Below are 24112 nucleotides of genomic sequence, written 5' to 3' on the forward strand. Positions count from 1 at the left end.
GTGTCCGCGATCGGGCTTACCAGTAATATCGATAAGACACATTGGTTTCTGTCGCTCCGTCGTAGCTGACTTGGGTCCGGATATCCCAGTCTTTCGCCTGCCCGAAGCGTTGCTCCCACGCCAGGCTGTGCCCGTGCTGTTCGGTATTATCCAGATAGTAGTGATAGCCGACAGCAAGGGATGTTCGCCAGTACGGGGTCAGTCGGGAGACCAATCCTGCGGAAACACCGGCTTTGGCATGGCCACGCTCCCGGTCGGGAGCTTGCAGCTTGCCATCAAGCATGCCGTATATTGCGCTCTGCGGATTCAGGCGGTAGCTTTTTCCCCAGGAACCTGAGATCCCGGCCACCAGGCAGTCGTCACATGTTAAGTCAACATTGCTCACCCCGACGCGCAGGGTCCAACTGTTACCGCCGTCATAGGGCAGTCCGGTGCTGGATGCGTTCAGGTTCTGGATCCGGAACAAGTCCCAGGACTTGAGGCGCCATTGTTGATCCCGGTACAGCAACGAGAGATCGAACATCGAGAGTTCAGAGAAGGGCAGGCGTCCGGCATCAAGGGCCAGCAAGTCATAATAATTGGCCCGGTACCGCAATTCGACCCCTTCCCCCAAGCGTGAGTTGTAGGTTGGTGCCAGCTGGACGAAGGAAGGAAACTGCGCTTCGTGCGGCGGTGTGACTGTTGGTGTTTTCCAGTCAACGGGCGTTGCCGGAAGCGTAAACCGCTTGGCGAGCAGTTTCCGCTTGGCGTCGTGTTGCTCGGGGTCAAGCCCGTCTAAAGAGACTTCCAGAAAACTATAGTAATCAAACAGGGTTTCAATAATACGCTTTTGACTCAGTGTACTCTGACTGAGAAAAACCGACTGATTCAGCGCTTCCATATCTTGCGCCAGGGTTTCTGCGGCAGCCTGCTCCTCATGGCTTAACTGATGAAATTTCTCATAAAATGCTTCCTGCCGGGACTGGTGCTTTCGAATTACCTTGACCACTGCCTGATCCCGGTTTACCCCAGCGACACCTGCGACGACATCGGAGGGCATCACCCAGGGCTTTCGGGCATTTAACAATGAACCGTCAACCGCCAGCTCTAAGAGTCTGGCGATATGGTAGGCACAGTTTTGTTTAAAGAAATAATAGGTAAAGGTCTTATCATGGATTTCCCAGTGATGGGCCAGGATAAAGTCGACTTGCTCCTGGGTCAGATCCAACTGATATTCCCACAGATCGCGCAGTTCTTTTTCGTTATAAATCTGGCTGTGACGATGGAATGGTTCGGATGAGTACTGTGCCTGGTATCCGCCAAAAATACCCCAGGTGATGTATTTGAGTTTATTGTCCTGCGGCGGCACCATGGCTCCGTAGTTCAGGGTGTTTTCAAGTAGCGGTGTTTTGTCATCAGTGTTGAGTTTCACCAGCAGGTGGCCGTACATTGAAGCCGGGTTGCCCAAATAGCCGGATGCAAACAGCAGACTGAGCGAATTTGCCGTGTGCTCAGCGGCATGCGCTGCGTATTCCGGACACGCAACAGTCGGCAGGGCCTGTGCGAACCCCGGTAGCATTTGCGACAGCCAGTGTTTTCTGGCCGGAAAACGGCATTGAGCTGAGGCATCCGGCTGGGTTTCCTGGCGCAGTAGGGCGGTGATGGTTGCGTTCAGTTCATCTGCGGGGGATGTTTTTCCCGTGGGTGCCAGAAAAAAATGCTCTGAGGTTACCTCACTGGCATGTTCGCTTGAAAAAGTGCTTTTTTCATAGTGACCCAGCTTGAGCCAAGTCGGGTGCTGGGCTAACTGTTGCTGTTGTGCAGCGGCAAGCCAGGGTTCATCGAGGGCTGCGGCTTGTGTCGTCTGGGCGATTGCAGGACAGATGCAAAGCAGTGCCGGGAGCAAGAAATGTTTGTGCATGGATGAAGAACTACGCAAGAGGGTGGCTACCAAGGCAGAAAAACGAAGCAGAAAGAAAAAAGGCAGCCTCAGGCCGCCTTTTCAATACATCGCGATAGATTAGGCCGCAGTGTTGGCAATCAGCGCGTTGTAGTAAAGCTCAGCTTTTTCAGCTGTAGTTGCATTCGCGTAGCTTGGTTGGCTAACAATACCAGCCATGTCGGTACGGACGGCTGCGATCACGTCAGCGCGAGCGGCCGGAGTGACTTCCAGCAGATCAAGCATGGCTGTGATGTGCTCACCGTTGCCAATCGCAGTTTCTTCAATGATGTTGTTGTAGCTTTGCTGGATGAACATCGCTGTCTTCACATTGGCGCCGGCACAAGTGTTTTCAGACAGACCAGCTGAGGTTACAGCTGTTGTGCCCAGATCCCAAATAACGTTCGATACTGCCGCTGCGACTTCGCTATCTTCGAACAGCATGGCACCGATACCACAGTCAGTCCAAGGGTTCATACCTGATGATGCTTTTTCTTCAGCCATTGACATTGGTGCAGCGAAAACTGCAGAAGCGATAGCCACCGCGGTAATTAGTTTTTTCATTATTGTTCCTTATTTGTCCCTATTCAGATACATGTGCCTGACTAGGCTAGGTAACATGTATCATAAGAGGCAAGATGATAGTTAATCTCGTTATTTGATTCAATATGAAAGAAGTCATTTTTTACTCATAGTCTGAAGTGGGTTCCAACCGGGATTCTCATGAGGTTGACTGAGTAGGCAGCAACTTTCTTCGCAGGACGGCTATGATTACAAGGAGCCCACGATTCCTCATTGTGTGATGGGCATGCTGTTTTCGGGCAGCGATGTACAGATGACGGAGAAGAACTATGAAAAAAGCGCAACTTGTACTGGCAGCTGTGGCAGTCACCCTGTCGACGGCAGCCTTTGCCGATATCAAAATTTCTGACCGGGAAAACGGTGCCTGGGTGACGGTGACCCATCAGGGAGCACCGGCAGCGAACGCGACGGTGTCCGTTGTTAATTTGCCGCAGGCGCGTCAGAAATATCAAACGGACGAAAACGGCCGGGTCTTTTTGCCGATCTCAGTGACGAACTCACGAGCCATAAAATACCGGGCTGTGACCCAGGAAGGGAATGTGTATAGCAAATTTGCGTTCCACTCAGACAAGAAGCGTTGATGTGATAAGGCGCTTGTTCTGTTGAGAAGTCGCGCTTCTGCAGACCCGCTTGTTTCATGGGCCCATTAGGGCTCATGAATTTCTTTATCTCCTCAGCTTTCTCCCGCTTTTATTGATTGCCCCTCTCTGCGCTTTCGCCATTCACTCAATTCCTGATGTTCCCAAAGCTCTCGATGCGACACAAAGTTTCGCGACCTAATTGACCGCCCGTTGTTTTTTTGTGAAGTCCGGGTTGGCGTTTATTAGAGGAATATGGAATAACTTAGTCTGATATGGATGTTGAATTCAGGTTGCGCTTCGGGTCTTATCGGTGCCGCAATGATTGCTTGCATCGTTTGACTATAAGTTTATGAAATAAAAGAGGGAATTTGTCTTGAAAAAGATTCTGTTATCAACCTTGGTCAGTGCTGTATTGGGGATGCCGACGTTGTCAGCCTTGGCGGCTGAAGTCCCGAGTGGGGTGGCCCTGGCGAAAGAGCAATACTTGGTGCGAGCAAACGGCGCAGAGCCGAATACCCTTGATCCGGGCCTGGTAGGTTCGGGTAGTCCGGGCGATGTGATCGTTAATGATCTGTTCGAAGGGCTGGTGATTGAAAATCTGCAAGGAGAAACCATTCCGGGGCAGGCGGCATTCTGGACGATTTCAAAAGACGGCCAAACCATCACGTTCAAATTGCGTGATCAGTTACAGTGGTCCGATGGTTCGCCGTTGACCGCACAGGACTTTGTGTATGCCTGGCGACGGGCGGTGGATCCGAGTACCGGCAATACCACCAGCTTTTATTTTCAGACCGCCAATGTGCTGAATGCTGAGGCGATTATTGCCGGGGAGAAACCCGCTTCGACGCTCGGGGTTCAGGCGCCGGATGACGGTACGTTAGTCATTACCCTGGCGCGGCCGACGCCGTATTTCCTCAGTCTGATGAGCATCAAAACATTCTTCCCGGTTCCCCGTGCGGTGGTGGAGCAATACGGGGACGCCTGGACTCGTGCGGAGCACTTTGTGTCCAATGGTGCTTATGTGCTGAAACAGTGGGTGCCGAACGAAAAAGTTGAGGTGGTGCGAAATCCCCACTACCGGGACAACGAGACAACGGTGATCGACGGTGTCACTTATCTGGCCCTCTCTTCACAAAATGCTGAGCTGACCCGCTATCGGGCCGGTGAAATTGATATGACCAACCGGGTCCAGCTGGAATACTACCAGAAGCTCAAACAAACCAATCCGGAGCAGATTAAAGCGTTGCGGCTGTTGGGATCTTACGTCTATGCCTTCAATACCCGGGTGGCACCGTTTGATAACCCGGATATACGCCGGGCGCTGAATTTGGTGATAGACCGGCAGTTGCTGGTGGAGAAAGTCACCGGTCAGGGCGAGCCACCGGCCTATTCTGTGGTGCCGGATATCATACCGGGCTATCAGGCGCCGGAACCGGCGTTTGCATCGCAATCCCGACCGGAAAAGCTCGCGCAGGCACGCGAACTGTTAAGCAAGGCTGGATATAGTCAAGCTAAGCCGTTGACAGTGAAGCTGACTTACAACACCAGTGAAAACCATAAGAAAATTGCCCTGGCGATTGCCTCAATGTGGAAACAGCTGGGGGTGAAAGTCGAGCTGGAAAATATGGAATGGAATGCCTATCTGGCGGCCAAATCGACCGGGGATTTTACCGTGGCCCGCTCATATGCGTTTGGTGACTTTGCGGAGCCATCCTCGGTGCTGGAAAGCTTCACATGCGGTCATGTCGGCAATGAAAGCGGTTTTTGTAATCAAACCTTTGATCGCTTGCTCAACCAAGCGGCCAACACGCCTGAAAAGGCCCAGCGCTATGCGTTGTTCAGTCAAGCTGAGCAGATCCTCCTGGAGAACTCACCGGTGATCCCGCTCTATCACTATAACCATACACGGCTGGTGCGCAGCTCTTTGCAGGGCTTCCCGGAAAATAACCCGAAAGGAAACATTTACGCCAAAGATATGTATTTTATCGCCCAATAATATTCATTGCATGGATATGACGGGGAGGTGGTTCATACTGCGATGAAAGGGGCTTTGAGCCCCTTTTTTGATCGTGAATTGCTGATTCTTCAACCTGACTGTTCGGTTATTGTGATGGTCTGTTTGATTTCTGTGGGACGGATGTCCAATAGGTTGAATACAGTGCCAACTGAGAGTATATTGCAAACGGTTATGATAATGGATTTCATTAAGGTTTTTAATTCTTATGAACAAAATTGCAGCATCAGTATTACTCGGTCTTTGTACCTCACTACCCGCATTGGCCGCGCCGGTCACGATTGAGCACCGGATGGGGGAAACCGTCATTAATGAGACGCCAAAACGTGTCGTTGTCCTTGGCATGGGCGCCTTGGATGCTGTGGACAAATTTGGTATTGAACCTGTGGCGGTGAATAAGGTCGCGCAGCTACCTGAATACCTGCACAAGTATAAAGATGCAAAATATGCCGCTGCGGGCAGCCTGTTCGAACCAGACTTTGAAACCATCTATATGCAAAAGCCGGATTTGATTATTGCCGGCGCGCGCGCATCGACCAGTTATGACGAATTGTCCAAGATTGCGCCGACGATTGTGTTTGCCGCCGAGAGCGATAAAGGCTACTGGGAAAGCACGAAACAGCAGTGGCGGAACCTGGGCAAGGTATTTGCGATTGAAGCCAAGGTCGAGCAGAAAATTGAGGCACTGGACGCTGAGTTCAAAGCCGTTCGTGATTACAACCAGAAACATGAAGTGAATGCACTGACTGTGATGAGCTCGGGTGGCAACATTACCACCTTCGGTGCCCAGTCGCGCTTCTCTGCGATTTATAAAGACTTCGGGTTTAAAGAAGCGGCGAAAAGTATCAAAACCAGTAATCATGGCGACTTGATTTCCTACGAATACATTCGCAAAGCCAATCCGCAGACCCTGCTGATTATTGACCGCGACAAGCTGGTGAATAAAGGCGAGAGCACGACGCGCCAGGATTTTGAAAATGATCTGATCAAAGCGACCCAAGCTTACCAGAACAACAAGATGACCTTCCTGGATCTGAACGCCTGGTATGTGTCGATTTCGGGCGTGACTGCGACCGAGCAGATGATCAGTGATGTGAAACAGTCCATCGGTCTCTGATTGAACCGCCCGACAAGCTGAGGTTAGCTTTGAAAAAGTTATTGCTTGTTCTCGCGGGTTTAAGTCTGGCCTCGTTATTTGTTGGTGTCAGCGAACTGTCGTTCAGCCAGGTGATGGCTGGTGATGAGAGTTCGCTGCATTTGCTTTTAACGAGTCGACTGCCACGGCTGCTGGCAATTTTGCTGGCCGGCGCTGGTTTAAGCATCGCGGGACTCATTATGCAGCAAATCAGCCAGAACCGGTTTGCTGCGCCTTCCACGTCCGGCACCATCGAGTGTGCCATGCTGGGCTATGTGCTGAGCCTGGTCCTGTTCGGACACGGCCACAACCTGTGGCTGATCTTCGGGGTTGCGATGGCCGGTACGCTGGTATTTGTGCAGTTCATTCAGCGGATCCAGTTCAAAAACGCCATTTTTATCCCGTTGATCGGCATTATTTTCGGCAATGTCGTCGACTCTGCCGCAACGTTTATCGCCTATAAATACGATGCGGTGCAGAACTTGTCCGGTTGGACGGTGGCCAATTTTGCCAATATCCTGCAAGGGGATTTTGAGCTGCTCTATATAGCCGTCCCAATTGCGATTTTCAGTTATCTGTATGCGACGCGTATTTCCGCCGTTGGGCTCGGCAAAGACTTCGCGGTAAACCTGGGGCTGAATTATCAGCAAGTGGTGACGATTGGTGTGCTGCTGGTCTCGGTGCTGGCAGCCAGCGTGGTGATGATTGTCGGCCAGCTCCCGTTCCTGGGGCTGATTGTCCCGAATCTGGTCAGTCACTTCTTTGGCGATAATCTGCGCAAGAATATTCCGTTGACGGCGGTATGTGGCGCCTTGCTGGTGCTTGGATGTGACCTGATTGGCCGCTTGATCATCTTCCCGTACGAAGTGCCGATTTCGATGGTGATCAGCATTTTGGGCGGCGGCGTGTTTATTTTCCTGATCCTGGGAGGACAAAAACGTGTCGGATAGTCGTAAGCTCTGGATTTTGGGCATCACTTCACTGGTGTTTGCTGCCTTATTTATCGGTGTCGGGCTCAATGCGGATAACTATGTGTATTTTCTGTCTCGCCGGGTGCCGAAGGTGCTGGCGATGGTGTTGGCTGGTGTGGCGATTGCGCAGTCATCCCTGGTGTTCCAGACCATCACCCATAACCGGATCCTGACCCCCAGCATTATGGGCTTTGATTCGCTGTATGTTCTGACGCAGGTCAGCGTGGTGACGCTGTTCGGGAGTTTCAGTGCTTACAGCCTCAATGCTTATCTGAACTTCTCGCTCTCTGCCGGGGTGATGGTACTGTTTTCGCTGCTGCTGTTTGGCTTTTACTTTGCCAAGCAGGGCCGAAATTTATTCACCCTCTTGTTATTGGGACTGATCCTCGGCCAGCTGTTTATCAATGTCTCGTCATTTTTTACCATGCTGATGGATCCGAACGAGTTTTCGACGGTTCAGGCCAATCTGTTTGCCAGCTTCAGTAATGTGAAAGTTGAGCTGGTGTATCTGTGCTTGCCATTATTGGTGGCCGCCAGTGCGGCTCTGTTCCGAATGAACCGGGTGCTGGATGTGTTCTGGCTCGATCACGACAATGCCATCAGTTTGGGCGTGGATGTTCGGCGAACCACCATGCAGGTGCTGATGTTGTCGGCATTTCTGATTGCGGTCTCGACGGCACTGGTTGGCCCGATCATGTTCTTCGGCCTGCTGGTGACCAATTTGGCCCGCGAAGCGTTCGGGACATATCACCACCGAGTGCTGATGATTGGCTGTTCGTTGTTGGCGGTGTGCGCATTGCTCTCGGGCCAGTGGGTGATCGAAAACATCTTCCACTTCGAAACCACGTTAAGTGTGGTGATCAATTTCATTGGTGGGGCTTACTTCCTGTCGATGTTGTTCAGAAACAAGATTGTGTAGGTCCGTGATGATTATCGTAGACAAGTTAACGAAAACCTTCGGCCACAGTAAAGTGGTGAGTCAGGCGAGTGCCCAGTTCGAAAAAGGGAAAGTCACTTCCATTATTGGACCCAACGGGGCCGGGAAAAGTACCTTATTGTCGATGGCGAGCCGCCTGCTGCCGAAAGACAGCGGCAGTGTGGTGATTGACTGTAAAGATCTGGCGGAATGGGATACCAAGCAGCTGGCCAAGAAGCTGGCCGTGCTGCGCCAGGCCAATAATATCACCATGCGGTTTACCGTCCGGGAAATGGTCGCTTTCGGCCGTTTTCCTTACTCGCAAGGGAAGCTGAATGCGCAGGATCAGGATGAGATCAATAATGCGATCGAATACCTCGGGTTGACTGCCATTCAGCATAAATACCTCGATGAGTTGAGTGGCGGTCAGCGTCAGCTGGCATTCATTGCCATGGTGATTGCCCAGGACACAGACTATGTGTTTCTGGATGAACCACTGAATAATCTCGATATTAAACACTCGCTTCAGATCATGAAGAATATCCGCCGTCTGGCTCGCGACATGAATAAGGCGGTGGTGGTGGTGATCCACGATATCAATTTTGCCGCTTGCTATTCCGACATCATTATTGCGCTCAAGCGCGGCGAAGTGGTGGCCAGTGGCACTGTCAATGACGTGATTCAGGCGTCGGTACTGAGTGAGATTTACGAAACGCCATTCAATATTGTCGAAGTGGACGGCAAGCGGATGTGCACCTATCACTGAGTCGTTTGAGACAATTTCCAACCAACAGCAAAGCCGCCTTCATTTGAAGGCGGCTTTTTTAGGGCTGTTTGTCATCGCGGTGGAACTTCTGTGCCACTTCGGACTCTGAATGAAAGCGGGCGTATCCTTGCCGTATCCCAACCCACCCAAACACAATTCACAGGATGGCGAAGCGGTTTGCCAACGGTGCGCTAATGGCTTGTCAATGGTTGGCAGTGACTCCCGTTATTTGGTGGCATAAATTTGTTGCGGCGGCACCCCAAAGGCCCGTTTGAAGGCGCTGGTAAAGTTTGAGGGGTGCTGATAGCCCGCTTCATAAGCGGCTTCGGTAATGGTAATTTGCCCACGCTCTAATTGCTGCTTGGCTATTTCCAGGCGGCGAAGCCGGATATAACCGCTGACGGTCAGGTTGAGATTTTGTTTAAAGCGTCGTTGCAGGTTCGAGACGCTCATGGAGAATTGCGCCGCTAAGTGTTCCAGCGATAAATTCTGGTCCAGGTTCTTCTCTATATAATTAACGATATGAGTCACCTGAGAATAACGTGGCGTGATGATATCGGTTTCAACTTGAAATGAGCCCTGGGTTAGTTGGTTTAGGACACGGGCCGCTAACGTGTGGGTTAAAATTTCAAACCGCATTTTTTCTTGAAATGTTTGTGGGTGCGACAACGCCATCAGTGCATGCGTCAGTTCGAGCATCTCCTGATCCAGCTCGATGTGTTGATGGGCTTTATGATAACGGCTGAATTGTTGCACCGGGCAGTCAAGGCCGGCGCGCTGGGTAATCCAGGACGGGTGAAAGCAGAGATTGAGTTTGCTGACTTGATTACCGGCTCTGAACTCCCGACGAAAGTTGGCGGGTTTGGCTAAATTGACAACCACCGCACATGGCTTGGTTTTTGAATCCAAGTGAAATTCTAAATCATCATAGCTGAACCTTAATTGCCCCTGAAGCAATACCGTAACGATAAATGACGGGGGCACAGCTGAAACCATATTGGAATCTGCCAGTTCGGAGCTGGTTCCACCGTGTACTGTGATGTTGTCATGAAAGCGGTATGCGATGAAGTCCCCTTCCGCGAGTGGGGTTTCTTGAGTTCGCTCCTGCATCAGAATCAGTTGTTTATCGTGGCACTCTATTTTTTTCGTTAGAACAGTTTTCTTTATTTTTCTATTTTCTTCCCGCGAAAACGTCATTTTGACCATTCCTAATAACTACTGTGCAGTTTCGCATAAGTTATTTATCTTTTAGTTAATGAGAATCAATCCTATCATACCTGCGAATTGTTATCATTTGTGTTTGGGAAGTTATTTCATGGAATGGGTAAAAAATACGCCTGCTAAACCATCTTTGCTTTGTCTTGCTATCGGTATGGCGCTCTCTTCAGGTGCCTATGCTGAAGAAGAGCAGTCTTATTTTGATGAAATGGTCGTTTGGGGAACGAAAGTTTCCAGTAACTCGGAGTCGCTGTATTCGCAAGATATGTCATTAAAGCAGGCGGACCACATGTCGGATCTGCTGCGTGATATTCCAGGGGTTGATGTCGGCGGGACGCATTCCGTAAACCAGCGGATTAGCATTCGTGGTTTGAGCGAAACTGATCTGGATATTCGTTTGGATGGCGCATCGCAACACGCCAACATGTTCCACCATATCGGCAACCTGACTTTGAACCCGGACATTTTGAAATCTGCCGATATTCAAGTGGGGAACAACTCCGTGACGCAAAACGGTCTTGGCGGCGCGGTTTACTTTGAAACCAAAGATGCCAAAGACCTGCTGGGTTATAACGAACGATTTGGTGCCCGTGTGTTTGGCGGCTACCAGACCAATGATAGCCAGCAAGGCTCTTTGACGGTATACGGTCAACTGACGGATACCGTCGATGCCATGATTTACGGCCACTATATTACCCGTGACAACTTTGAAGATGGGGAAGGTCACAAAACCATTGGTGCCAAAGGGGATACTTACAACATCCTGGGTAAAGTCGGTGTCGAGCCAAGTGAGCAGCACCGGTTTGAATTGGCTTACGACCTGTATCGTGACAGCGGTGACTACAGCCCGCGTCCGGACATGGGCGGCAGTGCCAATGGTGAGCTTTCTAAGGAAGCGGTGATCCCGACCGACTATGATCGTGACACCATCACGCTGAGCTATGAATTAGATGCCGGCCAGCACATGGGTAAAGTGGCGTTGTATACCAGCAAAACAGAAATCACCCGCAACGAAGCGGTACTGAGTGAATATGGTGTTCGCTGGCCGGGTAACCGTTTGTCTGAGAGCAGCGCGGAAAATACCAACACGGGTGTGAACGTGAAATTCCAGTCTCAACTGGCATTGGTATCCCTGGCAAACCAGATCACTTACGGTCTGGACTACATGAACAAAGACAGCGAAAGCACCTATGGTGGCGTTAAGTTCATGGATGAAAAGGCAAAAAGTGCCGCTGTATTTGCTGAAAATAAAATCTTCTTCACCGATGATTTCTCCGTAACTGCCGGCCTGCGTTACGACGATTACAAGCGTGAAGCCGTCACGGGTACGGATAACTTCGATGAAGTGACCTGGGCTTTGGGCACCGAGTGGAATATGACGCAAGACTGGACGGTGTTTGCTAACGCGCGCTCCTTGTTTAAAGGTCCGGAACTGTTTGAAACTTATGTGAAGTACCAGGATGTTGCGTTCCTGGCCGATGATATCAAAGCGGAAACCGGTCTGAACACCCAAGGTGGTGTGCGTTACGGCAAGAACTTTGGTGAGCATCGTGTTGGTGCCAATGTCACGGTATTTAAAACCGGTATTGATGACTACATTGTGACTAACTACCAAGACGCATCGAAAACATATCTAGTTTCAAATGCTGGTGATGTAGAAATTACGGGTTTTGAAGCCAGTGCCAGCTATGGACTGGGAATGTTCAACAGCAAGCTGTCTTATGCCAAGTCGGATACGGAATACAAAGACACAGGTAAGCCGGTTCTGCTTGAAAATGGTCGCAGCATGGATGTGGGTGACAGCATTGCCCTGACCCTGGATTACCAGTCTGAATCCTTGGAAACGATTTTCGGCCTAACCTCGATTGTGGTTCTGGATGAAGACAACGTCCTGGCCGATCAGCCGGAGAAAGAAGGTTACGATGTTCATAACATTTATGCGCAGTGGGTACCTTCCAAGGTTGAAGGTCTGAGCGTAACCTTCGGGATCGATAACCTGTTTGATGAAACCTATACCTCACATGCATCTCGCTCGGGTGTAGCACGCGGCACCATTAATTTAAACGACTACGAGCCAGGACGTAACTTCAAACTGTCGGCCGCTTACCAGTTCTAAGCCTGCCGATAGAAAACTGAAAGACACGGATAATCGACCCACCAGCTGGTGGGTCGATTTTTTTGTATTTGCTCGGTGGTGTTATGGCACGGCCAGGATGACGGGATGACGGGATGACGGGATGACGGGATGGCAGGTGATAGGTTTGTGGAGAGGCTGGGACCCGCAGGCCATCACCGGTATGAAAAACCGCCCGAAGGGCGGTTGAGTGAGGCGTTTGCGTATCGACTTATGTTTGGCTGCGATCGCGGATCAGCAGTAGTAAGAAGTAGGTCCCGCCGATCACCGACACCAGCGTGCCGGCTGCAATTTGCATCGGGTAGACGATGGCCTGACCTAACCCGTCGGCAAATAGCATCAGTGCTCCGCCGACCAAACCAGCAATAAGGAGCTGACTGCGAACCTGCTTCGCGCCCAGCATGACCGCCATGTGAGGTGCGAGCAAACCGACAAAGGCAACCGGGCCCATGGTGGTGGTGACGAGCGCACATAGCAGGGCAACCACACACAAGAGGAGCACGCTGGCGAGCGGGACATTCAGCCCACGCGCAGCGGCAAACTGCCGACCGGCTGAAATCAGGGTCAGCCACCGGGCCGTGCTCAAGGTAAACACGAACAACAGCATGACACCGGCAAAGAGCAACATTGCGCCGTCCGGAGTTACCCGATACGTTGAACCTGCCAGCCAGCGAATAATGCTGTAGCTGTCTTCTGTTCCTCTGGCGAGGGCGAACTGGACCAGCGCTTCAATCAGGGCCGTGATGGCGATCCCGATTAAGATCAGGCTTGAAGGCGCGAACTGGTGTCGTCGACCCAGCAATAACAGCAGCCCTAAGACCAACATGCTGCCACTAAAGGCCAGCATGGAGCCCGAGGCAAAGATACTGCCGCCGACAAACACGCTGCTGGCGACCAGCGCAAAGGTGGCACCCGCGGAGATGCCTAGAATATCCGGGCTGGCCAGCGGGTTATAGATCAGGCGTTGCAGGATAGTTCCGGCCAGTGCAAGACCCAATCCGGCACTCAGTGCGGTCAGGATCCTCGGCCAGCGCAGCTCCAATTGGTATGAGTTCGGCAGGGCCATCGTCCAGTTGTGCTCACTCGGAACAAACGTCAGGCTGAGGGCAATCAAGCCCAGCACCGTGAGGGACAGGATCGGCAGAGTCAACGACGACAACCGCGCCCGACTCGGCGGTAGCTTGATGGAGAGCTGATCCTGAGCCTTGAGCTTTCTGCGACTGAACCAAAGTAGCGCCGGGGCGCCAATGGCTGCGGCTGTGGTGCCGCTCGGGAGTGCATCCAGGGTCCATTGGCTCAGCAAGATGGCGGCACTGTCGGTGAAGAGCAGCAGCAGACTACCTAAGATCATGCTGGTCCAGAGCTCGGCTTTTGGCGTTCGCGCCCCCAGTGCCCGGGCAATATTCGGTGTCAGTAAGCCGATGAAACTGATCACCCCAACAGCGGTAATGGACGCGGCAACCAGCCACAGCCCGATCCCGATCAGCAGGAGAAACATCGGGATCACATTGAGCCCGCGAGCTGCGGCGCCCTGGTGACCTAAGCGCATCAGGGTCAGGACCCGAGGCGCCAGCAGCAGCAGGAGCAGCGCTACGGAGATGCGCGGCAGCAGCCACTGAACCCACTCCCAGCCGTTCTGGGTTAAATCACCGGCGCCCCAGATAAAGACATTCTGGGCATACTGCTCGTTGAGCAGGATAATCGCCGTTGCGATCGCCCCGAGCAGAATATTGACGACCATGCCGGAGAGCACCAACGGCAAACCGGTCATGTTGCGCGGTCCGGCTATGGTGATCACCAACAGCAGGGCCAACATCGCACCGGTCATAGCGGCAGCGGCGCTGAGATCGGCCACACTGTCCGGGAACCAGACATTGATGATGATCAGCGCCAGCCAGGCGCCGGAAGAGGTGCCAAGGGTCAGGGGAGAAGTGAGCGGGTTCTGGGTAAGCTGTTGCATCAGGCTACCCACCAGACCCAGCATGGCACCGACTAACATCGCCATGATTAGCCGCGGGAGCTGGGCATAGGTAAAGGCAAAATCGGCAAATTCTTGTGCCGTGTCGCCCAGCAGTAAGTGGATCTGACGCTCAAACGGAAGTTCATTCCCGATTTGCAGGCTACCAATGGCGAGCAGAAGTAACAGCGGAATGTAAGTGATGGCTCTGTTCATGGTTTCGGTGCAATCTCCAACAGGCTGTGGGCCATGCCTTCAGCGATGTATTGGATCGACATCGCACCACCGTAATTCCATACCGAAGGAACGCGATTGACATGCTTCATCCGAACAAAGGGCATCGCTTGCCACAGCACGGATTTCTGCAGCGCTTTTTCTTCATGAAAAGGTTCAAAGTAAAGAACGTAGCCGCTGCCGACATGCTGCAAGTCGGTGATCCGCTTTTGCACAATGCCCCATTCGGTTGCCGGTTGCGGCAGGGCTGATTTTAGCCCGAGCTGCTGCAGGGCGTATTCCGTCGTGGAGTTTTCGCCGTAGATGTAGACCGAAGTTTTACTGGCAAAGCGCATGGCAACGACCGGGGGAAGCTGGCCCTGAAATGCGCTCAGCAGCTCAGCCTTGAGGGTCGCGATGCGGGTCTGCATCGCCGTGAGTTTTTGTTCGGCTAGTGCTGATTTCCCGACCACTTCGGCGATTAGACGATAATTGTTGATGGCCATTTCCGCGCTGTTGCTGTCCTTGCTGTAGGTGCTGTAATACAGCACCGGGGCAATTTGAGCCAGACGCGGGATCAGGTCACGCTGAGGGGAAGCAGCCAGAATTAAGTCGGGCTTGAGCTCGGCCAGCTTTTCCAGGTTCGGCTCGGCGCGGGTGCCGATGTCGGCGACCTGATCCGGCATCGCCGGTTGGACCACCCATTCACGGTAGTCCTTAATATTAGGGACACCCACTGGGACCACATCCAGCTCCAGCAGTTGTTCCGCTAAGTCCCAGTTGAGGGCGACAATGCGCTGGGGATGGGCTGCGAGTTGGTGCTCGCCGAGGCTGTCGGTGACAGTAATGGCAGCCAGGCTGGACGCACTGAATAATATGCTGAGCAGTGTACCGAGCAGAGTGAAGAGGGCCAATCGGCTCTGTTGAGCACGGGAGTGTGTCGATGCGCGGCGAAGCCAGCGGAGATTTAACATACAACGGCCACCTTGTTCGATTGAGAAGAAGATACGGGGGCTGGGTGATCAATCAGTTTGATGTCAGCGCCATAGAGCTCAGATAGTTTTGACTCGCTGAGCATATGCTCGCTGGCCCCATTGAAGATCACCTGACCCTGTTTCAGCGCTACGATATGGCTGGCATAGCGCAGGGCGAGGTTGAGATCGTGCAGGATCACGAGAATACCGCAGTCGGTCTTGGCGTTGAGTTCGGCCAGCAGGGACATCAGTTGGTATTGATGGCTGATATCCAAGGCTGATGTCGGCTCATCAAGGATCAGCACCGGAGATTGCTGTGCCAGCAGCATGGCGATCCAGGCCCGCTGTCGTTCGCCGCCGGAGAGTTGATCGGCAAGGCTGTCGGCAAATGGGAGGGTGCCGGTTTGGCGCATGGCTTCGGTGATGATGTCGTTGTCCTGCTTCTGCCACCGGCCCAGCGTGCCGCGCCAGGGGAAACGGCCGAGGCGAACCAGTTCACGGACGGTCAAACCCGCCACATCCGGCAATTTTTGCGGCAAAAAAGCAATCTCCCGGGCGAGCGCTTTGGCGGAAAGACGTGCCAGCGGTTGGTGATTCAAAGCAATCGTGCCCTGATCTGGTGCCAGCTGGCCGGATAGCAGGTTGACCAGCGTCGACTTCCCGGAGCCGTTATGGCCCAGAATCACGGTTAAGCCATCGCTGCGGATCGATAACTGATCAATCGTCAGAATATCCCGGCCGTCACGATGCATCCGGATATTGTTCAGCTCAAACATGGTGTAAGTTCCCAATAAGCTTTTCAAAATAATGCAAAAGCCGAGCGTGGGTTCAGTACCCAGCCCGGCTAACTTCAGGATGATTCCAGGTGTCGATTACCAGCGGTATTTCAGGCTGGCAATCACACGGCGGGATTCACCGTAGTAACAGTAGTAATCACAGCTGGCGACGTAGACTTCATCGGTCAGGTTGTTGATGTTCAACTGAGCCTGCCATTGAGGATTGATGTCATACTGCGCCGAAGCATCCCACAGGGTATAGGCCGGCACTTTCCGATTGCTGCTGGCCGGGTTATCGACGCTGGTTCCGATGTAGCGGACACCCGTGCCCAGACGGAAGCCTTCGAGGCCCAGGGTGGTGAAGTCGTAGTCAACCCAGGCGTTGGCCATATGACGCGGAATTTGTGCCGCACGTTTGTCGCCGGAGCCGGTATTGTCATTGCTGCGGGCATCGGTGTAGGTGTAGCTGGCGGTCAGCTTCAGATCTTCCGTGACATAGCCCACGCCCTCGACTTCGACCCCGCGTGAATTGACTTCACCGCTCTGGATTTGTGCGCCGCCATCGGGGTTGGTCGCCAGGTTGTTTTTCTCGGTCAGGTCAAACCAGGCCAGGTTGATGTAGCCGTCAAAAAACTCAGGGGTGTATTTGACCCCGACTTCGGTTTGCTCGCCTTCCAGCGGTTTGTAAGGGTTGCCGGTGCTCGGATCGATTGTTGCGAGAACTTCAAATGACTCGGCATAGCTGACATACGGTGACAGGCCGTTATCCGCCAGGTACATCAACCCGGCATTCACGGACAGCTGATCGTTGTAATAGCTCTGCTTGTCTCCGACCGTTTTGTTTTGGTTGCTTGTTTCTACGTAGTCGTAGCGGCCACCCAGAATACCCATCCAACGGTAGTCAAACGTCAGCTGATATTGGGCATACAGGCTGGCCTGGTCCTTACGGATCTTCCGGTCGATGGCGGCAGACTCGTCAATCGGCGTGAAGTTGCCGTGCTCGGGCGCGAACGCATCAATGGTGCCGAAGGCGAAGTTGTCTAGCTCTTTGCCACGGTTCTCGTGGGTCTGCAGATCAACGCCAACCAGTAATGTTTGCTCGGTTTGCTCGCCATACCAGCGACCCACCGCCCGGTTATCCAAGGTGATGCTGCTGAGGTCGCCATCCCGGAACACCACGCCGCGGTAGAGGGTGCTGGATAAGTCATTCGGAAAAGCATAACTACTGCGCAGGAACAGCTCGTTCAAGCCATAGTTGAAGTTCTGGGCAAAGGTCCAGGTGTCATTAACTTGATGATCAAGCTGATAACCGACCGAAATCTGTGTCCGGCGGTATTTGTCGTAACCCGGCTCACCCAGGTTGGTGGACGGATCAATGGTTCCCTGCGGCGTGTCGATGAGGGAACCGTATGCCGGGAAGAAGCCGTTGGTCGGGACACCATCGTCATGCATGATGGTTGCCAGCAACGTCAGGGTGGTGGCATCGCTGAGATCCATGGCCAGGCTCGGTGCCAGGTAGTAGCGGGTATTTTCCGTGCCGTTCAGCTCGCCATCACTATCTTTGAACAAGCCGACCAAACGGTAGCGCATATTGTCGCGGCCGCTGACGGTATCTGCGATGTCAAAGCCAACTTGTTGGTGATCTTTGTTGCCGGCTTGGATTTCCACTTTGCCTTGCGGCGTGGTGGTTGGTGTTTTTTGAATCGCATTGACCACCCCGCCCGGAGGTGCCTCTCCGTAAAGGATCGAGGCCGGGCCTTTCAGCAGTTCAACGCGATCCAGCCCGTAGGGCTCCAGTAGCCAGGTGTAGTAGCCGTCTTTGAATAATCGGCTGCCATTGAGATAGGTGGCCGCATCAAAGCCTCGTACGCGCAACCAGTCGGTATCGTTATCTGCGCCGTATGGTGCTGAAAGAACACCAGACTTATAGCGAAACGCCTCATCCAGCTTTTGGACCTGATGCACTTCCAGTTCATCGCGGGACACCGTTGAAACCGCGGTCGGTGTTTCCGCCATCGGTGTCTCGACTTTAAGGGTCGATGCCGTGACCACAATGGTCTCATGGGTTGTCGGTTCACCGGTAACTTCTGCGGCTGCCGGGACTGCAAGCAAGGTGAATGAGAGCGGCAGTAATGTGGAACGGCAGGTTCGGGAAATCGTGCTTGCCAGCAAGTTTCGCTGGGCAATGGTTGTCGGTAACATCCGTTATTATACCTCTAAATAAAACGTCGAATCGATATGCTAATTATTATCATTTATATTATGTCGACATTTTTTGATAAAATAAACGGTTTGCACTCAGGTGCATGGCTTAAATAAATATACTTATCAATACGGTGCATATTGAAGTGATATAGTTCGCAAAATGGGTTGCTGAAACCGGTATGAGGCTAATTCCATTCAGGCGAAATTTTGCTTTCAGCTATGCTATTACCCCTACAAAAACAAATACTTTTTTATCGATGGGCATCAAGCTAAAGTATGTCGACTGTCTCTCTGTCCAGCGTCACACGCTGTACTGTCCAAACATAGGTTCATGAATATATGTTTAAGTTTTTTGAAAATTTAACGGCGGCTTTTCCACCACAGGAATCCGAACAGCCGCCGGGAAATTTATTTGCGTTTTGCCGGTTCTATACCCGTGGGTTTGAATTACCGCTGTTGGCAATGTCTGTGCTCAGTGCGCTGGTGGCAATCGTCGAAGTGATTTTGCTGGGCTTCATGGGGCAACTGGTTGACATGCTGGCAAACCACACCCCCGACACCTTGTGGGCGGAAGAAGGCAACACCCTGTTGCTGATGGGCGGATTGGTGATTGTGGTGATCCCGGCGCTGGCTTTCCTGCACTCGATGATCATGCACCAGTCTTTGTTGGGGAACTACCCGATGTCGATTCGCTGGCTGGCTCACCGGTATCTGCTGCGCCAGAGCGTGTCTTTTTATCAGGATGACTTTGCCGGTCGTATTGCGACCAAAGTCATGCAAACCTCGTTGGCGGTGCGTGAAACCGTGATGAAGCTGGTGGACGTTCTGGTTTATATCAGCGTTTATTTTACAGCCATGATCATCATGATGGGGAATTCGGATTTCTATCTGATGTTGCCGATCCTGGCATGGCTGACGTGCTACATTGCCATTCAGTTCTACTTTGTGCCGCGAATGAAGAAAGTTGCGACGGAGCAGGCGGATGCCCGTTCGATGATGACGGGGCGGATTGTTGATAGCTACACCAATATCGCGACCGTGAAGCTTTTCTCTCATACCAACCGGGAAACCGAGTATGCCGAGAAGGGGATGCAGGGGTTTCTCAACACGGTGTACAACCAGATGCGTCTGGCGACCTGTTTTGTGCTGAGTGTTGATGCCATCAACTACCTGCTGCTGTTCACCGTGGCTGCGTTGTCGATTGGCCTGTGGATGAATGCTGCGGTTACCGTCGGGGTGATTGCGGTGGCGATCAGTATTGCGCTGCGAATTCAGGGGATGTCGAAGTGGATCATGTGGGAGATCGGGGCGCTGTTTGAGAACATTGGCACCGTGATTGATGGCATGAAAACGCTGTCGAAGCCGGTATCGATTCAGGACGTTCCGAATGCGCCGCAACTGAGCGTGAAGCAGGGTAGTATCGATTTTGATCAGGTCAGCTTCCACTATGGTGAAAAAGAAGGGGTGATTGAAAAGCTGAACCTGTCGATCAAGCCGGGTGAAAAAGTTGGTCTGGTGGGCCGCTCCGGTGCGGGGAAATCGACCATGGTGAACCTGCTGCTGCGTTTCCATGACGTGGAAGCCGGGGAAATCAAAATCGACGGCCAGAATATTTCGCTGGTGGATCAGGATTCGCTGCGCAGTAAGATCGGGATGGTCACCCAGGATACGTCGCTACTGCATCGCTCGATTCGTGAGAATATTCTCTATGGCCGTCCGGATGCGACCGAAGAAGAACTGCTGCAGGCGACGCGTCAGGCCCATGCGCATGAGTTTATTGAGCATCTGTCAGATCCGCATGGCAATACGGGTTATGACGCTCAGGTCGGGGAGCGTGGGGTGAAACTCTCCGGCGGTCAGCGCCAGCGGATTGCCATTGCCCGGGTGCTGCTCAAAGATGCACCGATCCTGGTGATGGACGAGGCGACCTCGGCGCTGGATTCCGAAGTGGAATCCGCAATCCAGGAAAGCCTGTATCAGTTGATGGAAGGGAAAACCGTGATTGCCATTGCGCACCGGCTGTCAACCATAGCCCAGATGGATCGCCTGGTCGTACTGGATCAAGGGAAGATTGTTGAAGAGGGCTCACATCAGGAGCTGCTGAAGCAAAACGGCATTTATGCTCAGCTATGGGCGCATCAAACCGGCGGGTTTATCGGCGAGAGTCTGGCGCAGGCATAATCGCGACAAAGCTAATTTGCGACAATACTGCTTTTCGATAATGCTACATTACGACAAGGCTAGGATGAGAAAAAGGCTGCACTCGGTGCAGCCTTTGTTTTTCTGACTGGGTTTACAGCTGAGAGCCTAAAGAGTCGAGCACGTTGTCCAGTGCTTGTTCGGCTTTCCCAGAGTTGAATTTCTTCCACCAGACTGGATCTTTCCCTTTGGCATGATTCACGATCTGCTGCAGGTTCTGATCATAAGTGGCTTTATCCATACCGACTAAGGTATACAGGCCACCGCCAGGGCTGCGCTGAGGCCAGGTGAATGTTCCACCCGGCCAACGAACGTGAGAGGAATGACAGCGGATTAGTGGATCACGGACTGGATTCCCATTTCTTCCGGTGTCGCACTGTCGGTTCGAATCTCGCTCGAGATTGCCGACATGAAAGCATCGAGTGCCTGAAGCTCTTCATTGGTCAGCGCCAGTCGTTCGATCAGCGGGGAAACTACCGGGAAGTTCTTGTCATACTTGGCCGCATATTGTGGGAAGTTACCGCTCCGGTTTCGAGTCATCCCGTTGTTGTACATGGCCAGCAGGCCGGTCACTCTGCCGCTGGAAGCATTAATAGTGGCTAGCTTGAATAAACCCAGGTGCGTTGTCGGATCGGTGGCTTTGATATCTCGCAACATCTGAACCCGGAACTTGCCCATATCTTCAGGTTGGTAGGTGACATTGTATCGCCCGCGATCTTCCAGACTGCGGCCGTAATAAGCCAGACCAATATTTTCGAACTGCTGATTGGTCATCATCGGGCCGCTGTGGCAGTTCATGCAACGGGCTTTGGTGCGGTAGAGGTGCAGCCCGTGCAATTGCTGGTCGGAGAGCGCATCTTGATCCCCTTTGAGGAATCGATCAAAGGCACTGTCTTTGCTGATGATCGTGCGCTCGAACGTCGCGATTGCTTTGGCAATCCGCTCCAGCGTAATGGTCTCGTTGCCGAAAGCTGTCTCGAACTGGGCCGGGTATTCAGCAATCTGATCCAGCTTGAGCAAGAGTTCGTCATGCGGTAAGCCCATTTCGATTGGATTTGCGATCGGGTGGAGTGACTGCTCTTCCAAAGAAGCTGAACGCCCGTCGAGGAACAGGGTGTCGTAGTAGGCTGTATTCAGGATCGTGGGCGTATTTCGTGTGCCGATTTGGCCGTTGATCCCGACCGCTTGTCTGACCCCGTCGGCCCAGCCTTTGGCCGGATCATGACAGCTGGCACAAGAGACTGTGTTGTCTTTTGAAAGCCGGGTATCGAAAAAGAGCGCTTTGCCCAACTTCACTTTGGCTTCTGAATAAGGGTTATCGGCCGGAAACGGGACTGCTGGACGCAAGCCGAGTTCTTGCCAAGCCACGCCCTCACTGATGTTTGGTGACGGCCATTGGGAGGCGTCTTGTGAATAGGTTGTTCTGAGCGCTGCCAGATCGACCGGTGTGTTAACAGGGGCAATATTGAACCAGACATCGAAAGGGGTAAAGCTATGGAGCAATGCCTGCGCGCTGGCATCACCTGCGGGTTGAGTCACTACGGCATCTCCGCTGGTGAAATTCACCAGAACCAGCGTGTCGGCGTCATCGGTTGCCCAATATTGTATGGCTTGCGCCAGTGCCGGGAAAGTGTTCGGGAAGTTCAGACCACCTTGATCAAACAAGTCGGAAAGCTCGGTGACAGTAGGTAGACGCCACGTTGCCGTGTTACATGTTTTATTGTGATTCGCCGCCAAAATCAGGTCGGTCAGCGTCTCTTGTCCGGTGGCCTGGTTGTCAGGCGTCTGCCACAGTCGGGTGCCGTAATCTCGGATAGAGACTTTACGGATGTCGTCCACGCAAGCCCAGGGCGCTTCCTGATAGGTGAGAGATTGATCTTGAAGCGGCCAACCGGTTTGATCCAGACGCAAAAAGTCTTTCGCTTCTTCATTCAGCGGTATGGTTTGGTTGAACAGCGAAGCTTTGGCTGCCTGAACCAGACTGGCGTTGGTTGCAAAGAATGCGCGTTTTGCGGCTTCATCTTGGAGGAAGTCAACCATCAGTGCATAGGTGGTTTCATAGTAGAGTTTTGCCGGCGCCTGACGTGCCACTTCCGCTGCAACCATTAAGTCCTGCATCTGCTCCTGATGTTCGCCCTCGGCGCTGGCGACGTGATGGTGCTCGATTTCATCGTCAGACAGCACACCATTGAAATTACGATCGGCGAGGGCAAATGTTGCCGTTGTCTGGAGTGTGATTTCGTCGATTGCAGTGGCATTTATTTCCGCCGTTGCCGACCCTGAAGCCTGCTGAGACGCGGCTTTCATCGCGGTAACTTTTGCCAGTGTTTCAACATTTTGACTCAGATACTTAAACGTATCCAAATTGAGCGCGACGCTGACTTGCAACGGTGCAGCGATTGTTGTGCCCGCCGGAATGCTCACCTGAATCATGCGGTCGTTATCGACTGTCCCGGTGATGGTCAGATCGCTGTGGGGCTGCCGAAGGGTAAATGCGCTGCCGGCGGCTTCGTCATGATCAACGCGGGCGGTAAAGGTGAATGCCCGCTCTGTGACCAAAGGAAGCTTGGGTGGCGTGATTTGATCCTCCGCCGGGGGTTGCGGCGTGGACGTATTCTCATGTTGGCAGCCACCCAAGAGCGATAGGGTAGCGATGAGCACGGCAGTGGAGATGGCGCGACGCGTGAGTGTGAAGTCGTGATTGCTGACTATGTTCATATGTGAATAGGAATAATTGTTGTTATCAGTATCAATTCGGTTGGGTAATATAATGCGATAACACAATATTTACAACAGGCATATTGTGCTCTTGAGTTGGAAAGTTAAGGACGTGTCGGGGGATATTGATGGTCTGCGGGGGAAATGGATTTGCCTATGCGGCATACCGAATACGTCAGGCTGGGAAACCTGTGCCTACGGTTAGACAAGGGTTCCTATTGCTGAGGACATGACGTGTGCCGGCATCGCTGCGCCATGCGTGGCTATTGAGATGAGCCTGATGCTCTGTATTGCGCTTGATATCCCTTTGTTATACGTGATAGCTCCTTGCTACACGTGGTGACGCTATGTCTGGCGTGAGAACCCTATGTCATACATGACAGCCTAGGGCGTTGGTTCGGACGCCAGCAACACCGAATCAGCATTGAACTGGAGTTGGCAGATGATGTTTTCCTTCCGCATGGGGCGATAGAAATAGAAGCCCTGGATTTCGTTAATCTGCCATGTGTTGAGTTGGTCAAGTTGCGCTTTGATTTCAACGCCTTCTGCTACGGTTGTCAATCCGAGTTCATTGGCCATCCGGGCGATATTGCGGATCAGGGTACTTGCTTTGTCGTTGTGCGTGAGTTGGTTAATGTACGAACGATCCAGCTTCACAATATCAAGCGGGTAGTTGCACAAGGTCGTAAGCTCGGCATGATAAAAGTGCGGTGCGGCCAGATTCACGTGCATGCTGAATGGTTTTTGTCCCTGAGTGCCTTGCTGGGTAAGCTCATGACAGAACTGGCAAGCTTGCTCCAGGATCAGCTCACCCAGCTCGATGATCAACTTGTGT

General features: G+C 52.6%; 18 protein-coding genes. 8 read left to right on the plus strand and 10 right to left on the minus strand.

The genetic code is table 11. The annotated features are described in order from the left end of the window. Nucleotides 1–16: 16 nt before the first annotated feature. Together NH461_RS06525 and NH461_RS06530 are read right to left on the minus strand one after the other, a co-directional pair. Entirely contained in the window at nucleotides 17–1900 is a 1884-nt protein-coding gene (locus NH461_RS06525; protein ID WP_261602434.1) for a DUF4105 domain-containing protein, read from the minus strand. Between the two features lie 99 nt (nucleotides 1901–1999). Beyond that, nucleotides 2000–2482 carry a DUF3015 domain-containing protein gene (locus NH461_RS06530; RefSeq protein WP_261602435.1) on the minus strand — a complete coding sequence of 161 codons (483 nt, stop codon included), beginning with the start codon at nucleotides 2480–2482 and terminating at the stop codon, nucleotides 2000–2002. Nucleotides 2483–2769: 287 nt separating this feature from the next. Between NH461_RS06530 and NH461_RS06535 the strand changes: the two genes are divergently transcribed. From NH461_RS06535 to vctC, 6 genes are all read left to right on the plus strand, one after another. Continuing rightward, a complete protein-coding gene (locus NH461_RS06535; protein ID WP_261602436.1) occupies nucleotides 2770–3081 on the plus strand; it encodes a DUF4198 domain-containing protein in 312 nt (103 codons plus the stop codon). A gap of 418 nt (nucleotides 3082–3499) precedes the next feature. Beyond that, complete coding sequence (locus NH461_RS06540; RefSeq protein ID WP_261602847.1) at nucleotides 3500–5077, plus strand: peptide ABC transporter substrate-binding protein; 1578 nt, start codon at nucleotides 3500–3502, stop codon at nucleotides 5075–5077. A gap of 226 nt (nucleotides 5078–5303) precedes the next feature. Next, nucleotides 5304–6212, plus strand: a complete 909-nt coding sequence (locus NH461_RS06545) for a siderophore ABC transporter substrate-binding protein (protein WP_261602437.1) — start codon at nucleotides 5304–5306, stop codon at nucleotides 6210–6212. A 29-nt stretch (nucleotides 6213–6241) separates the two neighbouring features. Then, nucleotides 6242–7180, plus strand: a complete 939-nt coding sequence (gene vctD, locus NH461_RS06550) for an iron chelate uptake ABC transporter permease subunit VctD (protein WP_261602438.1) — start codon at nucleotides 6242–6244, stop codon at nucleotides 7178–7180. Continuing rightward, nucleotides 7170–8120 (plus strand): iron chelate uptake ABC transporter family permease subunit, encoded by a 951-nt coding sequence (locus NH461_RS06555; RefSeq protein ID WP_261602439.1) that lies wholly within the window; start codon nucleotides 7170–7172, stop codon nucleotides 8118–8120. The genes vctD and NH461_RS06555 overlap by 11 nt, the downstream gene beginning before the upstream one ends. Nucleotides 8121–8127: 7 nt before the next feature. Beyond that, entirely contained in the window at nucleotides 8128–8883 is a 756-nt protein-coding gene (gene vctC / locus NH461_RS06560; RefSeq protein ID WP_261602848.1) for an iron chelate ABC transporter ATP-binding protein VctC, read from the plus strand. A gap of 225 nt (nucleotides 8884–9108) precedes the next feature. Here the strand turns inward: vctC and NH461_RS06565 are convergent, their stop codons facing one another. Then, nucleotides 9109–10089 carry a helix-turn-helix domain-containing protein gene (locus tag NH461_RS06565; protein ID WP_261602440.1) on the minus strand — a complete coding sequence of 327 codons (981 nt, stop codon included), beginning with the start codon at nucleotides 10087–10089 and terminating at the stop codon, nucleotides 9109–9111. 109 nt (nucleotides 10090–10198) lie between these two features. Here NH461_RS06565 and NH461_RS06570 point away from each other — a divergent pair, with 109 nt between their 5' ends. Next, nucleotides 10199–12217, plus strand: coding sequence for a TonB-dependent siderophore receptor (locus NH461_RS06570; RefSeq protein WP_261602441.1), 2019 nt, complete (start codon nucleotides 10199–10201; stop codon nucleotides 12215–12217). Between the two features lie 229 nt (nucleotides 12218–12446). On the opposite strand, the gene fhuB is transcribed toward NH461_RS06570, so the two are convergent. The 4 genes from fhuB to NH461_RS06590 all read right to left on the minus strand — a co-directional run bounded on the left by fhuB (nucleotide 12447) and on the right by NH461_RS06590 (nucleotide 18357). After that, nucleotides 12447–14408 carry a Fe(3+)-hydroxamate ABC transporter permease FhuB gene (gene fhuB, locus NH461_RS06575; protein WP_261602442.1) on the minus strand — a complete coding sequence of 654 codons (1962 nt, stop codon included), beginning with the start codon at nucleotides 14406–14408 and terminating at the stop codon, nucleotides 12447–12449. Continuing rightward, nucleotides 14405–15379, minus strand: a complete 975-nt coding sequence (locus NH461_RS06580) for an iron-siderophore ABC transporter substrate-binding protein (RefSeq protein WP_261602443.1) — start codon at nucleotides 15377–15379, stop codon at nucleotides 14405–14407. The genes fhuB and NH461_RS06580 overlap by 4 nt, the downstream gene beginning before the upstream one ends. Beyond that, complete coding sequence (locus NH461_RS06585; RefSeq protein WP_261602444.1) at nucleotides 15373–16155, minus strand: ABC transporter ATP-binding protein; 783 nt, start codon at nucleotides 16153–16155, stop codon at nucleotides 15373–15375. Before NH461_RS06585 ends, NH461_RS06580 begins: the two co-directional genes overlap by 7 nt. A gap of 96 nt (nucleotides 16156–16251) precedes the next feature. Beyond that, nucleotides 16252–18357 (minus strand): TonB-dependent siderophore receptor, encoded by a 2106-nt coding sequence (locus tag NH461_RS06590; RefSeq protein ID WP_315903239.1) that lies wholly within the window; start codon nucleotides 18355–18357, stop codon nucleotides 16252–16254. 342 nt (nucleotides 18358–18699) lie between these two features. Between NH461_RS06590 and NH461_RS06595 the strand changes: the two genes are divergently transcribed. Next, nucleotides 18700–20541, plus strand: a complete 1842-nt coding sequence (locus tag NH461_RS06595; protein WP_261602445.1) for an ABC transporter ATP-binding protein — start codon at nucleotides 18700–18702, stop codon at nucleotides 20539–20541. A gap of 112 nt (nucleotides 20542–20653) precedes the next feature. Here NH461_RS06595 and NH461_RS06600 read toward each other — a convergent pair whose 3' ends face one another. From NH461_RS06600 to NH461_RS06610, 3 genes are all read right to left on the minus strand, one after another. After that, nucleotides 20654–20800 (minus strand): hypothetical protein, encoded by a 147-nt coding sequence (locus tag NH461_RS06600; RefSeq protein ID WP_261602446.1) that lies wholly within the window; start codon nucleotides 20798–20800, stop codon nucleotides 20654–20656. Nucleotides 20801–20892: 92 nt separating this feature from the next. Beyond that, nucleotides 20893–23277: a cytochrome c peroxidase gene (locus tag NH461_RS06605; protein ID WP_261602447.1), complete on the minus strand. Its 2385-nt coding sequence runs from the start codon at nucleotides 23275–23277 to the stop codon at nucleotides 20893–20895. 384 nt (nucleotides 23278–23661) lie between these two features. Beyond that, nucleotides 23662–24105, minus strand: coding sequence for an EAL domain-containing protein (locus NH461_RS06610; protein ID WP_261602448.1), 444 nt, complete (start codon nucleotides 24103–24105; stop codon nucleotides 23662–23664). Nucleotides 24106–24112 lie beyond the last annotated feature (7 nt).

The organism is Photobacterium sp. TY1-4, from assembly GCF_025398175.1.
Classification (GTDB): Bacteria; Pseudomonadota; Gammaproteobacteria; order Enterobacterales; family Vibrionaceae; genus Photobacterium.